The sequence below is a fragment of the Psychrobacter sp. CAM01 genome (assembly GCF_032842965.1).
In the GTDB taxonomy this organism is placed as follows: domain Bacteria; phylum Pseudomonadota; class Gammaproteobacteria; order Pseudomonadales; family Moraxellaceae; genus Psychrobacter; species Psychrobacter celer.
In genome coordinates this window covers 654798-666935 of record NZ_JAWJBL010000008.1, presented here as the reverse complement: position 1 = coordinate 666935, position 12138 = coordinate 654798, and the positions used below count along the sequence as shown (strand labels likewise).

Sequence of the window (12138 nt, the reverse complement as noted above, 5' to 3'; positions counted from 1 at the left end):
GAATTCGAGCAGCCTGTCCACGTCTGGATTGTTTATTAGGCTCATTGATACCCTGGCAAGCTCCTTCCCACAAATCCCATTTGGCAATGCTATTGTCATTTTCCTTGAGGCTTGTCCCTACCTTTTGACCATTTTTGACAGATAATTGACCGATAGATTTGAGCTTCACGGCAGAATAGGGTACCCTTAGCGCACGAGTATGTTACACATAGTTAACATAGCTGTAGTTTTATTTATAAATACCGAGCCTATGGTGCAACGCATCAGGGCTGTAGCGTGTTTGATACCTTAACTACAGGTAATGCGTCAATTACCCGAGTATAAGCAAAACTTTGCTCATGCTCGGGTGTATTACAGCCGGCTATACATATTAGCCGATGAAGCTGTCTACACTTAGCATCGTCATCAATAGATGACCAAATGCTTATCCATAATTTCGCTGTAGATACCTGCCTTGTCAGCGTTCTATAGCAGCCAGCTACTATCAAGTATGACAGCGTGGTGGACTATCCATCAACAGACGCATACTGATGACTACCCTAAGATTTTTGTGAGACGTGGCTCACTGTTGCATGTGATTTTTTCAAATGACGTACAACAGTGAGTGACCGGCATGATGTCAATGGGCAGTTGTCATTTACAGGTTGTAGGATCTACTCTTAAAACACCAAGTGTGGCAGCACGCTGCATTTGGGTCGGCGCTTACCGTTTTTTATGACGGTCAATTGTTAGCACTGTGTGATGCCTCTACATAAGAATTTTATGGGCTTTATTATATTCTTAACAGTTTTGGATAAAGTTATACTATTAAACTTTTATTTATGTAAAATAATCGCGAGGTATGAATTTGAAAACTGAGTCACTGTTCCAATTTTCATCGTTAACCATTATTTTATTATTGTTAGCGTTCTATGGCGGCACGTATTTGTTGTCATTGCTGATCAAAAAAGACAAAGAAACCACCTCAGGATTTATGGTGGCAGGCCATGGCGTCGGCTTTGGCATGGGTGCTGCCAGTATGACCGCTACTTGGATTTGGGCAGCATCATTTTATGCCGCGGCGACCTCTGGCTACAAGTATGGCGTGTCAGGGCCGATACATTACGGCTTTTGGGGCGCGCTGATGATCTTATTCATCTACCCTTTTGGCATGCGCTTTCGTGAGCTTGCGCCCGATGGTCATACGTTGGGTGAGCTTATCCACGCTCGTCATGGCTCATCAAGCCAATTAATTTTAGCCATATCCAACCTTATGGGCAGCTTAATTAGCTTGATGGTCAACTTCACCGCCGCAGGCGCTTTAGTATCCGTATTATCACCGTTATCGTTTCAGACCGGTGTACTTATCGCGGGTATCGGGGTGCTAAGCTACACCCTAACCTCAGGGTTTCGCGCTTCCGTCTTTACAGACTTTGCGCAACTGGTCGCTTTGATGGCCATCGGTATTGTCATTATTCCAGCGGTACTGTTTGCGATGGGAGGACCACAAGTCATGGTCGATGGCCTCTCCAACCTCACGCTTGAGCAGCAGGATTTCTTTTCATCCGAAGCGTTTTTTCAGCAAGGGGCGCCCTATTTTGTCGCTGTACTCGCTTATGCGATTGGTAACCAAACCATCACGCAGCGCTTGTTTGCGATCGATAAGACCAAGATTAAACAGACTTTCATTACCGCCACGGTCGGCTATGCTGGTATCGTCATCGGTCTTGGTATGATTGGATTGATGGCTTTGACCATCGGCATCGAACCACTAGATGGCAATATGAACAACCTCATCCCGCAGATGGTCAGCACTTACTTGCACCCTGTATTTATCGCTTTGTTCTTTATCTTGGTCATTGGTTCACTATCATCGACAGCCGACTCGGATTTGTCAGCCTTATCGACCATTATGATGGCGGATGTGTATGGCAAAAACATTGCCAAGGGCCGCGTCAAGCCTAAAACAATGCTGCTCGTTGGTCGTAGCACGATGATTATCGCCACCGCTGCTGGGCTGATCTTTGCCAGCTTCAAGCTAGATATTTTGGTGATGTTAGTCTTTGTAGGAGCACTATGGGGCGCGATTGTTTTTCCGGTCATCGCCAGTGTGTTTTGGAATCGCGTGACCAATACCGCCTTTACCTCAGCAGTTATCGTCGGCCTACTGCTATTTTGTGTAGTACGCTTTGAGCTGCTACCGATGACAGGCTTTACTGCCCTTTTCTTTGAAATACTGGCCAGTGTGGGCGCCGCAGTCGTGATTGGACTGATGGTCTTTGGCTTTTTGGGTCGTAAAATCGGCATGGTAGCGGCAGCGATCACGCTGGTACTGATGCTCATTTTTGCCACGGGCTTCTTACGTCAGTACATGGTGCTACTGGCCTCACTAACGGCCTATGGTGCCAGTACCATCGTTTGTATCATCGTTAGCCTCATGGGTGATGAACACTTTGATTTTGCTTTAATCAATCAACGTGTCGGCGACTACGAGAAGAAAGTCAAGGCATCGACCTCTGAGCTTTCATAAAAACAGACAGCGAGCATCGCTTGCTGGTCTGGCAGTTGGTCAAGATATGGCCAACTGCATAGGTAACTATGCATAAATACTATAAGGAGATATCATGGACAACGTCTTTATCTACGGCTTATATATTTTAATTTGGCCAGCCATTACGCTCGGCGTGCTGTTATTGATTTGTACCGCGACTTATCGCGATATCAAACGAGCCAAACGTAATAACGAAGAGATATTATAAAAGTACACACTCAATAATCAGTACTCTCATCAGTGAGCCCGGCTCGCTGATGAGCCTGAATACGCAAAAAACTTATAAAAAAGCACTAAAATTAGCACAAGTGAGCAAATAAGCTATTTTTCGCCAAAAAATGACTTGTAATTTAAATTATTTTTGCTAATATAGTCCACCTTGATTGGCTGGATGGCAGAGTGGTCATGCAGCGGACTGCAACTCCGTTAACGCCGGTTCGATTCCGACTCCAGCCTCCAATTATTTATTAACGTCATGTTAATTTCGGCTTGCATTATCAGCATAACCGCTTATAATAGCGACCACTTATCTTACCAGCGAAAAGCACTATCAACGCTTTTTAATGGATAGATAACACAAGTTTTGCCCGGGTGGTGAAATTGGTAGACACAAGGGATTTAAAATCCCTCGCTAGCAATAGCGTGCCGGTTCAAGTCCGGCTCCGGGTACCATTATAGCAGTACAGAAAAACCGCAAATCGTTATGATTTGCGGTTTTTTTGCATTTATGTCAAATACATAAGTTACAGAATTGATAACAAATCGAGCAGACTTACTATCGGAGCAAACTTCAGTTTATGGCACACTGACTGCTGGTATTTATTGAGCAAAGCACACTTTTAAAAGGAAAGCGTCGTGACTTCAGGAAGAAATCATAGCTTAAACCAATCAGCTGCCTATATTCAGCCAGAGCGCTTTATTAACTATTTAGCTCATCGTTCAAACCCTGATGCCATTGACTATTGTTTGTTTGTAGATATAGATGGCACGCTGGCTCCTTTTACCCTCAATCCTACCGACAGCTTTATCCCCTCGACCACTCTTGAGGTTTTACAAAGCTTGAATAACCACGGTATCAAAGTGGCGGCTGTGACCGGACGCAGCCTTGCACAAGCAAAACAAATGCTGGCGCCCATGGATCTGCCGATTGCTGCTTCACATGGCTTACAAATAGCAATGAACAGCCTTAATAATACTCACCAAAGTGGCGCTAATGACGTGATTAGCGCGGTACCAGTAGATAACGCTGCGCTGATTGAGATAAAACACGCCATTCGTCAAGCATGTCGGTCATACCCTGATTTTATACTAGAAGATAAACCACACTCTGCTGCTCTGCATTATCGACAAAACCCTACTTTGGCTCAGACTGCTTATCACATTATGTCAACGATAGCAGCGCCATATCCAAAATGGACATTGAGACAGGGCAAGTATGTGTGGGAGGTCATGCCAAAAGGGGCAGATAAAGGCTCGGCCATCCTCACGTTGTTACAGCACTTCCAAACCGACAAGCCGATTTTTTCGATATTTATCGGAGATGATATCACCGATGAAGTGGGATTCGCTGCGGTACAAGGAGGCTTTAAGTCTCAACCGTCTTTAAAAGGCAGCGCCACCCCTAGCCCATTTATCAAAAACCATCTAATAGATTGCCCTTCTCCATCAATAACAGGCATAGGTATCAAAGTCGGTAGCGCGCCTACGTGCGCCCATTATTACGTCAATAATATTGAAGAAGTCGTCGCTGTTTTAAACAACTTTTTGGTGTTTTGCCAACAGCGCTGTGCTGGTCGATCTGCTCTGATAAAAGAGCGCACTGCGATACAAAAATCCGTGAGAAGCATGTCATGAGCCGTTTAATCGCCTTATCTAACCGCGTAAAGCTGCCTGATAATGGCCCGATGGCAGGTGGGCTGGCAGTCGCTTTACATGAAGTGCTAAAGGGACGCTCCGTTGTATGGATGGGCTGGAATGGTGAAGTCGAAGACGCGCCTAATACCTTTCATCAGCAAGAGCAGACTGTCACGAGCACTGACAGCGAAGGACAAAAAGTCAGTAGCCAAATCACCTATGTCACCACTGCCTTAACGCCTAAGCAGTACCAACATTACTACTGCGGGTTTGCCAATAGTGTGCTATGGCTGCTCTTACATGAACAGCCAAATTTAATCCATCAAGCGCCAGAGGACTACGCCAACTATCAAACAGTCAACCGCCTTTTTGCTCAGCAGTTACAAGCGATCGCTCAGCCTGATGATGTGATTTGGGTGCATGACTATCATTTTTTGAGCGTGGCGTATCATTGCAGGCAGCTTGGGATGCGTAACCGGATTGGCTTATTTTTACATATTCCCTTTGCGCCATTGGTTTTTTGGCAGCCGCTGCAACAAAGCGCCGAGCTGATTTATCACCTTGCCCACTACGACCTACTTGGCACGCAGACCATACAAGACAAAACCAAGGCAGCTGCCGTCTGCCAGCATTATCTAAAAGATAGATTATTGCCACAGACGCTTGCTGATGCACATCTGGACATGACTACTCACCGTCAGCCGCCTCCGAATTCCAATGATACCCAGCTTACGCTGTGGTTAGATTTACAAAGCCCGCATCGCTTAAAGATTGACGCCTACCCTATCGGTGTCAATGTCGCTAGAATCCAGCAGCACGTCAGCCACTTGATCTCAGATGATCCTCTATACAAACACAGTGCTAAATCTGACACAAAGCAAATCATTGCCGTAGATAGGATTGATTACTCCAAAGGTTTGTTGGCGCGGTTTTCAGCTTACCGCAGTTTTTTACAACAAAATCCCCGCTATCAAAACCAGTTAAATTTTTTACAAATTGCCTGCCCTAGCCGCTTAGATTTGCCAGTTTATCAGCGATTGTATGCTCAGGTCAGACAGCTGGTGGCCGAGATCAATCAGCAGTTTTCGCCTTCTTTATATGCACCAAATAGTCTGAACCACCGACCAATCATTGATAATGATGACTCTGCTCTCGATGAGTGGCAAGCCATTACTTATAGCGAAAAAGTGCTGGAGCACAGACAACTGATGACGATGTTTTATAAAAGTGATGTCGGCTGGGTAAATTCACTCAAAGACGGTATGAATTTGGTTGCCAAAGAATATATAGCGGCGCAAAACCCTGATAATCCAGGGGTGCTGCTCTTGTCTCGATACGCTGGCGCAGCCGAGCAAATGCAGGCGGCAGTGATCATCGACCCTGCGCAGCCCAGCAGCATCATACAAGGCCTAAAAACCGCGCTGACCATGCCACTCAAGCAGCGACAAGAGCGGCATCAGGTGTTGCTACAAGGATTAAAAACCTATGATGTTCATCAGTGGCAACAGCAGTTTTTGGACGATTTGTATTTGAGTCGTCAATCTAAAATCATAGACTGAGCGTTGGTGGTATTATGATAATGACAAAAAATAAAACGGTAAAAAATCCTTTATTATCACAGATCCAAGCGGCCATAACAGCGGTCTTAACCACTGAGGATCACACCTCTGGTCACTGCGACATTACCGATGTATTACGCCGTGAGATATTAGAGGTTTTGCTAAGCTATGCTGAGCGAATTCCGCATCCTGCTGGCGATGAAGATGCTTATGCAAGCACGTTGATTCGATGGCAAATCTTGGCTTATGTTGCCAGCATTGATCTAACGATTGCCAAGTGGTTTGAGTCGCATTTAGACGCCTTAACCATCTTACACGAAGTCGGCGCTGCGACTACTACGCAAAAAGCACCTCAAGACTCTATGTCAGGGCTTTGGGCTGTTTGGGCGGCTGACGGTCCAGTTTTGGAGTTTGAACCAAATAAAGACAGTCAGGCAGGCAAAGTCAATGGTACAAAAGCGTGGTGCTCTGGTGCACGTTTTGTCGATTATGGGCTGATGACGTACCGCGATGCACAAGGTCGCTCGCAGCTACTTATCGTCGATATGCGGCAAGACGGTATTGTGATTGACGACAGTAGTTGGCAAGCGGTCGGTATGCAGGCCACTGACACGGCGGCCATAGCGTTTACTGATGTGACCGCGGTGCAGGTTGGCGCAGCGGATGCTTACTTAGAGCGCGCTGGGTTTTGGCACGGCGCCGCTGGCGTGGCGGCGTGTTGGTACGGGGCGACGACGGCTCTGGCACAGTACTTGATAACGTCTTATCAACAAAAACCAAATCACTATAAAGCCATGTATTTAGGCCAGATCAACACAGCGCTGTTTGGCACGCAGCAGTGTTTTTATCATGTGGCAGAGCTGATGGCCAGCCAGCCGCAGTCTCATCACGAGCTTGCGATACGAGCTCTTAGAGCAAGCACCGAGCAGTCAGCGCGTCAGGTCTTGGAGAATGTTGGGCAAGCCTTGGGAGCGGCGCCGTTTTGTACCAATGCTCATTTTGCTAGATTGGTAGCGGATCTGCCCGTGTTTATCCGCCAAAGTCATGGTGCTTTTGACTTACAAACCATCGGCGAGCTGACAAGCAAAACCCACGACAAGCACGCCAAACATCAGAGAAACCTATGGCAACTATAACCGCGCATATGAGCGAATTCTTGGTAAATAATGGTCTAACAGATGGCCATACGCAGAGTACCGCCATCAGTGCGCCCCATCCGATCGTCGGCGATCGCCTCATCGAGGGCGACGGTACCAGCCAAGACGCTTGGCAAAACTGGCAAGGACTGCAACGTTTGCCGCGTTTGGATATTGCGGCCCGTTTTCCTGTCCATCAGCGAGTATGTATCTTTGCCCCGCATCCTGATGATGAGGTGCTGGGCTGCGGCGGACTACTACAGCACCTAGCGGCAAATGGCAATAACATCGTCATTATTCATGTGACCAACGGTACCCAAAGCCATCCAGACTCTCAGCTTTATCCACCACAGACGCTAAATATCATTCGCCCACAAGAGAGCCTCGCAGCGTTGCGCGCTTTAGGCATCGCAGGGCAAGTATCGACGGTTGCATTGGGCTTGAGCGATGGCGATGTGTTTGCCCAGCAAGCGGTATTGCAGCAAAGACTTACCACCATGATCCAGCCGGATGACATATTGGTGACGCCGTTTAGGTATGATGGACATCCTGATCATGAGGCCACCGGTCACGTGGTCACTGATTTTGCCAAGCGCCAAGACCTAGCATGCTACCAAGCACTGATTTGGGCATGGCATTGGGCCAAGCCTGCTGATAGGCGCATTCCTTGGCACTGCGCTACACGTCTGGACTTAAGCGCCAAGCAACTGCATCAAAAAACACAGGCCATTGCGTGCTTTAAGAGCCAGATTACGATGGATAAAAGCACAGGCAATCCGCCTATTTTATCTGCACACACCATTGCCAGAGTCAGCCAACCTTGGGAGGTTTATCTATATGAGTGATGCGCCTAACGCCTTGCCTTCAGGTGACAACGTAAAATCTTCTGCCTATGTAGAGAAGTATTTTGAGGCGCTGTACCGCGACAATGACGACCCGTGGCAATATCAAACGCGCTGGTATGAACAGCGCAAACGCGATATGTGTCTTGCGATATTACCGCAAGACACATATGCCAATGCTATTGAGCTTGGCTGCGGCAACGGGGTATTTAGCCAGCTATTGGCCCATCGCTGTCAGGCTCTGCTCAGTATAGATGGCAATCACAGCGCCGTGCAGCTAGCCAGACAGCGCTTAATAGAGGCTCCTCACGCCGAGGTGCTAAAAGGCGTGATTCCTGATGTGTTATTAGCACTACAAAACGAGGGTCCACCCGCTCCGTCCATCTCACAGCTCGCCGATGCGCCCTCTCATCGACCACCCTACGACCTAATCGTAATTAGCGAGGTTTTATACTATTTATCAGCCCGTACGCTCACTACAGTCATTGAATGGATCCAGCAAAACATTGCTGCCGGCGGTACGCTGCTGTGTTGTCATTGGCGCTACGATATCGAGGGCTTTGCGCTGACTGGCGAAACGGTACATCAGCGCTTACAGCAAGCCTTTAGTCAAGAGTACAAGGCGAGCTTTACGCACCAAAGCCAGCTTGTGGACAGTGATTTTTTGTTGGATATATGGCAAAACTCTCAAAAAACCGTTGCCATGCAAGAGCATCTTGTCTAATCATTTGGGCTTTGGACAAACTCTTACCTATCTCTGTAAAAGTAAAGACAATGTATGAATAAAACTATCTAAACTATCTAAACTATCTAAACTATTTAAAAGAAAAGGTATGAAAAAGCTAAACATCGGGGTTATCATCCCAGCGCATAATGAAGCAATGACCATCAGTGACTGCTTGACCGCCATAAAAAAAGCGATGGCACAGTTACCCGCCACCATCAGCGCGCGGCCACTGGTGGTATTAGATAGCTGTACTGATGATACCGCGGCGCTCGTTGAAGCAGCAGGCGTTGCGTCTCTGACTTGTGACTACCGCTGTGTGGGACAAGCACGCGACTTGGGGGCGCGCCATGCGATAAAATCCGGCGCAACATGGCTTGCCTGCACCGATGCCGACTCGCTCGTCGCTACTAACTGGTTAACAGAACAAGTGAGTCATCTAACATATCAGCCGACTGCGATGATCTGCGGCGTGGTCAGCATCGATAGCTGGGCACATCTCACTCCGCAAACCAAAGAGGCATATACTGCCCACTATCAAGACATGATGGATCATCGTCATATCCACGGCGCAAACCTAAGTTTTAGTGCTGAGGCCTATCAAACAGTTGGCGGGTTTGCTGCTCTGCCGTGTCACGAAGATGTGGATTTGGTCAAAAAATTCGACTCTCAAGGCTACAATATCATCTGGAGTAATCGTGTGCGCGTGACCACCAGTAGCCGCTTGAATGCGCGAGCCTCAGAGGGTTTTGCTGCCTTTCTAGCCAATCTTGAGACAAATCATCGCACATAATGCAAAACATCTTTCTCACTGCACACTAACTGTGCTGGTTGACCACCTCGATGATACTTTTGCAGATTAGGCTGTTGATGCTGCGAAGCTTTTGGACGGGTGGTCCGCTACACAAAACACGAAAATCATAAATCTCGCCTTTGTAGCCGATACAATAAAAAAAGGTGCCGACAGGTTTTTCCTCGGTTTCAGAGCCGCCAGGCTTTAGCAGTCCGGTGCAGGCGACATATACATCAGCGTCAAACATCGCTTTGGATTTTTTGACCAGCTCACGCGTGACTGCCAATGACTCTGGGCTACACTTATCAATTAACTTATCAGATATATGTAGCACGTTCTTTTTTAAAGACACGTCATAACACACCAAACCGCCCATCAGTACCTCACCAGAATATGGGCTAACAGAAAAACGGTGAGACAAATAGCCGGCCGTGGCACTCTCAATAAACGCGATGGTTAACTGCTTATCAGCCAACAGCTTGGCACAACTATCCGGCACAGTGACCTCCATACCAACGTCCATATTTAACATTTGCGCCAATATAAAATCAGCTATAGATATTACAGTATGACTGCTCTGAGTAAACAATATACCCCGTGCTTAATTTTCGTAACCGCGTGTACCTATCATATTGCGCTTATAAATTAAGTGCTTATTTGTATCGAAGCCTGTCAAAATGACGTCATAAAAAAAAGTCAGCCACCTAAGTGACTGACTTTATTTAATATATTTGGTGGAGATGGCGGGAGTTGAACCCGATTACATCAAACACTATCACACGCTATCAAATCAGGGCTTATTAAAATCAATGACTTACGATAAAACAATGTGATTAGATGTGATAGTTATTAATGGTAGGCTGTCAAAAATCGTGTCACAGATTAAAAGATTGTTGGCTACACATAGAGTATTATATAGCTTATTATAACGATAAGCTTTATTGGCTTTAGACAGTTAAGGACAAATATGGAACGTTTTACGCAAGCAATTGACAAGAGTATTGAAACTGGAAATTGGTATTCAGCACTCACACTAGCTTTGACTATCCCAGATATTTGTGGGCGGCTCAGTTACCCTGAGTTGGCGAGCAAATCTCAAAAACGCTATGAAAAATGGTTCGATGAATACGTGCTGCATCATTATAAAAGCCCTTTTCATGGAGAGGGATTTACCTTTATGTCTGGAGGTGATTGTTATGCATTACGTTGCGCTCTTCTTCATGAAGGCAGAGATGATATAACCAGCCAAAAAGCTAGAAGAGATGTCCTTTCAAGAATTATATTTTCTACAACTGGATCCCATCGTTTACATATTAATGGCATACTAGTTCTTAATCTTCAGGCTTTTTGTTCTGAAATTTGTCAAGGCGTCGAATCTTGGCATGAGGACTATCAAGATAGCTCTGATGTACAAAATGCGATAAAAGAGTTATTAAAAATTCATACTCAAGGGTTTTCCCCATCTTTCGGCACATTCGTCGAATAACTTAAATCCTAGACATGAGAAAAGTAATCCTATCGAATTAATGGTAGAACTAAGATTAATTATCACTAGCTGCATAACGTAGATTTTTGACAATTCGACGTGCCCATCCTTTACCAAAAGTTTGCCAGATACGCAGGTTAGTAAAAAACTCTAAGCGCTCAGCATTGAATAATAATACTACATCGTTTTTATCCATCGCTGCGACTGCTGCCAATGTACGAGGTCCGATTAAACCATCATCACTGGCACCGACTGCACGCTGTAAGAATTTAACAGCTTGGCGTTTACCATGATTATATGCCGCATCTGTCAACTGCCATGCAATCAGTCGATCAAGCTGATCACCTTTGACTGCTTTATAGTATGACTTCTCGGTGATTTGCTTAGCAAATGACTTGGGTAGCTTACGCATATCACCAAAATAACCATGCGCTTGTGCTACTCGCTTAGTCACACCGTACATGGTTTCGCCACCAGGGTCGTTCGGATGATTGACGTAACCACCCTCATGATCCATTAATCTATCAAAAATCATGTCATAAATACTCATAGCCTATACCTTATTTTGGACATTAAAAAAGCCCCAAATTGGGGCTGTGATTAATGCGATTTGTTATTTGTTGTCTGCGATGCGTAGAGCGTAATGCAGCGCATTGAGTGCGAGTAGTCCGCGTCGGTAATGTCGTGGTTTGACGTATGGCTGGACAATATCGCTGTTTTTGATTGCGATATTTGTCAGCTGACGTGCTGTTTTGATTAGATTAAATCGCATGGTTTTTACTCCTGTTATTTGCCAAATATCGCAAACGCTGCGTCTTTGACCTCTTTGATAACCGCAGACAGCGGCTTGCCCTGCAATAGAGCGACGGACTGATAAAAGACGCCAATCGCCAACATGCCGAATACTGCCCAGCCCAGCATAATGCCACCTTGCGCCATCACGCTATAATCTTGATATCCCATGAACTCAATATGTGCTTGGCCACCGAATAATGAGATCGTTACAGCAATCGTAAACTTGACGATGACCGACATATTAATTTTTATTTTACCGTCTTTGCCGATGTCACCACTGAGCATAAGCCCAAAGATAGCGCCAATGACGGCGGCAAAGACTTTAGGGAGATAAGTGAGCATCTTTAGCAGCACTATGTCCCAGAATGGCATGTTGTTTGGCATCGTCTCTCCTCAAGTTTTTGATATAAAAAAACCGC

Annotated in this window: 13 protein-coding genes and 2 tRNA genes; 11 read left to right on the top strand and 4 right to left on the bottom strand. The window is 46.0% G+C overall.

The window, feature by feature from the left end; all coding sequences use genetic code 11:
• Positions 1-862 precede the first annotated feature (862 nt).
• The 10 genes from R0I52_RS06545 to R0I52_RS06500 all read left to right on the top strand — a co-directional run bounded on the left by R0I52_RS06545 (position 863) and on the right by R0I52_RS06500 (position 9438).
• Complete coding sequence (locus R0I52_RS06545; protein WP_317053786.1) at positions 863-2509, top strand: sodium:solute symporter family protein; 1647 nt, start codon at positions 863-865, stop codon at positions 2507-2509.
• A gap of 94 nt (positions 2510-2603) precedes the next feature.
• A complete protein-coding gene (locus R0I52_RS06540; protein ID WP_317053652.1) occupies positions 2604-2738 on the top strand; it encodes a putative transporter small subunit in 135 nt (44 codons plus the stop codon).
• A gap of 177 nt (positions 2739-2915) precedes the next feature.
• A tRNA-Cys gene (locus tag R0I52_RS06535) sits at positions 2916-2989 on the top strand.
• A gap of 126 nt (positions 2990-3115) precedes the next feature.
• Positions 3116-3202: transfer RNA gene (locus tag R0I52_RS06530), tRNA-Leu, on the top strand.
• 183 nt (positions 3203-3385) lie between these two features.
• Positions 3386-4384, top strand: coding sequence for a trehalose-phosphatase (gene otsB / locus R0I52_RS06525; RefSeq protein WP_317053651.1), 999 nt, complete (start codon positions 3386-3388; stop codon positions 4382-4384).
• Positions 4381-5943: a trehalose-6-phosphate synthase gene (locus R0I52_RS06520; RefSeq protein ID WP_317053650.1), complete on the top strand. Its 1563-nt coding sequence runs from the start codon at positions 4381-4383 to the stop codon at positions 5941-5943. Before otsB ends, R0I52_RS06520 begins: the two co-directional genes overlap by 4 nt.
• A gap of 14 nt (positions 5944-5957) precedes the next feature.
• Positions 5958-7079 (top strand): acyl-CoA dehydrogenase, encoded by a 1122-nt coding sequence (locus tag R0I52_RS06515; RefSeq protein WP_317053649.1) that lies wholly within the window; start codon positions 5958-5960, stop codon positions 7077-7079.
• An 8-nt stretch (positions 7080-7087) separates the two neighbouring features.
• Entirely contained in the window at positions 7088-7924 is an 837-nt protein-coding gene (locus tag R0I52_RS06510; protein ID WP_317053785.1) for a PIG-L deacetylase family protein, read from the top strand.
• Positions 7917-8645 (top strand): class I SAM-dependent DNA methyltransferase, encoded by a 729-nt coding sequence (locus R0I52_RS06505; RefSeq protein WP_317053648.1) that lies wholly within the window; start codon positions 7917-7919, stop codon positions 8643-8645. The genes R0I52_RS06510 and R0I52_RS06505 overlap by 8 nt, the downstream gene beginning before the upstream one ends.
• 109 nt (positions 8646-8754) lie before the next feature.
• Positions 8755-9438 carry a glycosyltransferase gene (locus tag R0I52_RS06500; protein WP_317053647.1) on the top strand — a complete coding sequence of 228 codons (684 nt, stop codon included), beginning with the start codon at positions 8755-8757 and terminating at the stop codon, positions 9436-9438.
• A gap of 25 nt (positions 9439-9463) precedes the next feature.
• Here the strand turns inward: R0I52_RS06500 and R0I52_RS06495 are convergent, their stop codons facing one another.
• Positions 9464-9937, bottom strand: coding sequence for a CinA family protein (locus R0I52_RS06495; protein WP_317053646.1), 474 nt, complete (start codon positions 9935-9937; stop codon positions 9464-9466).
• 468 nt (positions 9938-10405) lie between these two features.
• On the opposite strand from R0I52_RS06495, the gene R0I52_RS06490 reads away from it, so the two are divergent.
• Positions 10406-10924 carry a hypothetical protein gene (locus R0I52_RS06490; protein ID WP_317053645.1) on the top strand — a complete coding sequence of 173 codons (519 nt, stop codon included), beginning with the start codon at positions 10406-10408 and terminating at the stop codon, positions 10922-10924.
• Positions 10925-10979: 55 nt separating this feature from the next.
• Here the strand turns inward: R0I52_RS06490 and R0I52_RS06485 are convergent, their stop codons facing one another.
• The 3 genes from R0I52_RS06485 to R0I52_RS06475 all read right to left on the bottom strand — a co-directional run bounded on the left by R0I52_RS06485 (position 10980) and on the right by R0I52_RS06475 (position 12103).
• Positions 10980-11474, bottom strand: a complete 495-nt coding sequence (locus R0I52_RS06485) for a glycoside hydrolase family 108 protein (protein WP_317053644.1) — start codon at positions 11472-11474, stop codon at positions 10980-10982.
• 63 nt (positions 11475-11537) lie between these two features.
• Complete coding sequence (locus tag R0I52_RS06480; protein WP_317053643.1) at positions 11538-11696, bottom strand: hypothetical protein; 159 nt, start codon at positions 11694-11696, stop codon at positions 11538-11540.
• Positions 11697-11710: 14 nt separating this feature from the next.
• On the bottom strand, positions 11711-12103 hold the full coding sequence (locus R0I52_RS06475) for a hypothetical protein (protein WP_317053642.1): 393 nt from the start codon (positions 12101-12103) through the stop codon (positions 11711-11713).
• Positions 12104-12138: the final 35 nt, after the last annotated feature.

What these genes read in the sequence shown, in the direction of transcription:
- R0I52_RS06540 (WP_317053652.1), top strand. Translation starts at nt 2,604, where the DNA reads ATGGACAACGTCTTTATCTACGGCTTATATATTTTAATTTGGCCAGCC.
- R0I52_RS06520 (WP_317053650.1), top strand. Translation starts at nt 4,381, where the DNA reads ATGAGCCGTTTAATCGCCTTATCTAACCGCGTAAAGCTGCCTGATAAT.
- R0I52_RS06515 (WP_317053649.1), top strand. Translation starts at nt 5,958, where the DNA reads ATGATAATGACAAAAAATAAAACGGTAAAAAATCCTTTATTATCACAG.
- R0I52_RS06510 (WP_317053785.1), top strand. Translation starts at nt 7,088, where the DNA reads ATGAGCGAATTCTTGGTAAATAATGGTCTAACAGATGGCCATACGCAG.
- R0I52_RS06505 (WP_317053648.1), top strand. Translation starts at nt 7,917, where the DNA reads ATGAGTGATGCGCCTAACGCCTTGCCTTCAGGTGACAACGTAAAATCT.
- R0I52_RS06500 (WP_317053647.1), top strand. Translation starts at nt 8,755, where the DNA reads ATGAAAAAGCTAAACATCGGGGTTATCATCCCAGCGCATAATGAAGCA.
- R0I52_RS06490 (WP_317053645.1), top strand. Translation starts at nt 10,406, where the DNA reads ATGGAACGTTTTACGCAAGCAATTGACAAGAGTATTGAAACTGGAAAT.
- R0I52_RS06485 (WP_317053644.1), bottom strand. Translation starts at nt 11,474, where the DNA reads ATGAGTATTTATGACATGATTTTTGATAGATTAATGGATCATGAGGGT.
- R0I52_RS06480 (WP_317053643.1), bottom strand. Translation starts at nt 11,696, where the DNA reads ATGCGATTTAATCTAATCAAAACAGCACGTCAGCTGACAAATATCGCA.
- R0I52_RS06475 (WP_317053642.1), bottom strand. Translation starts at nt 12,103, where the DNA reads ATGCCAAACAACATGCCATTCTGGGACATAGTGCTGCTAAAGATGCTC.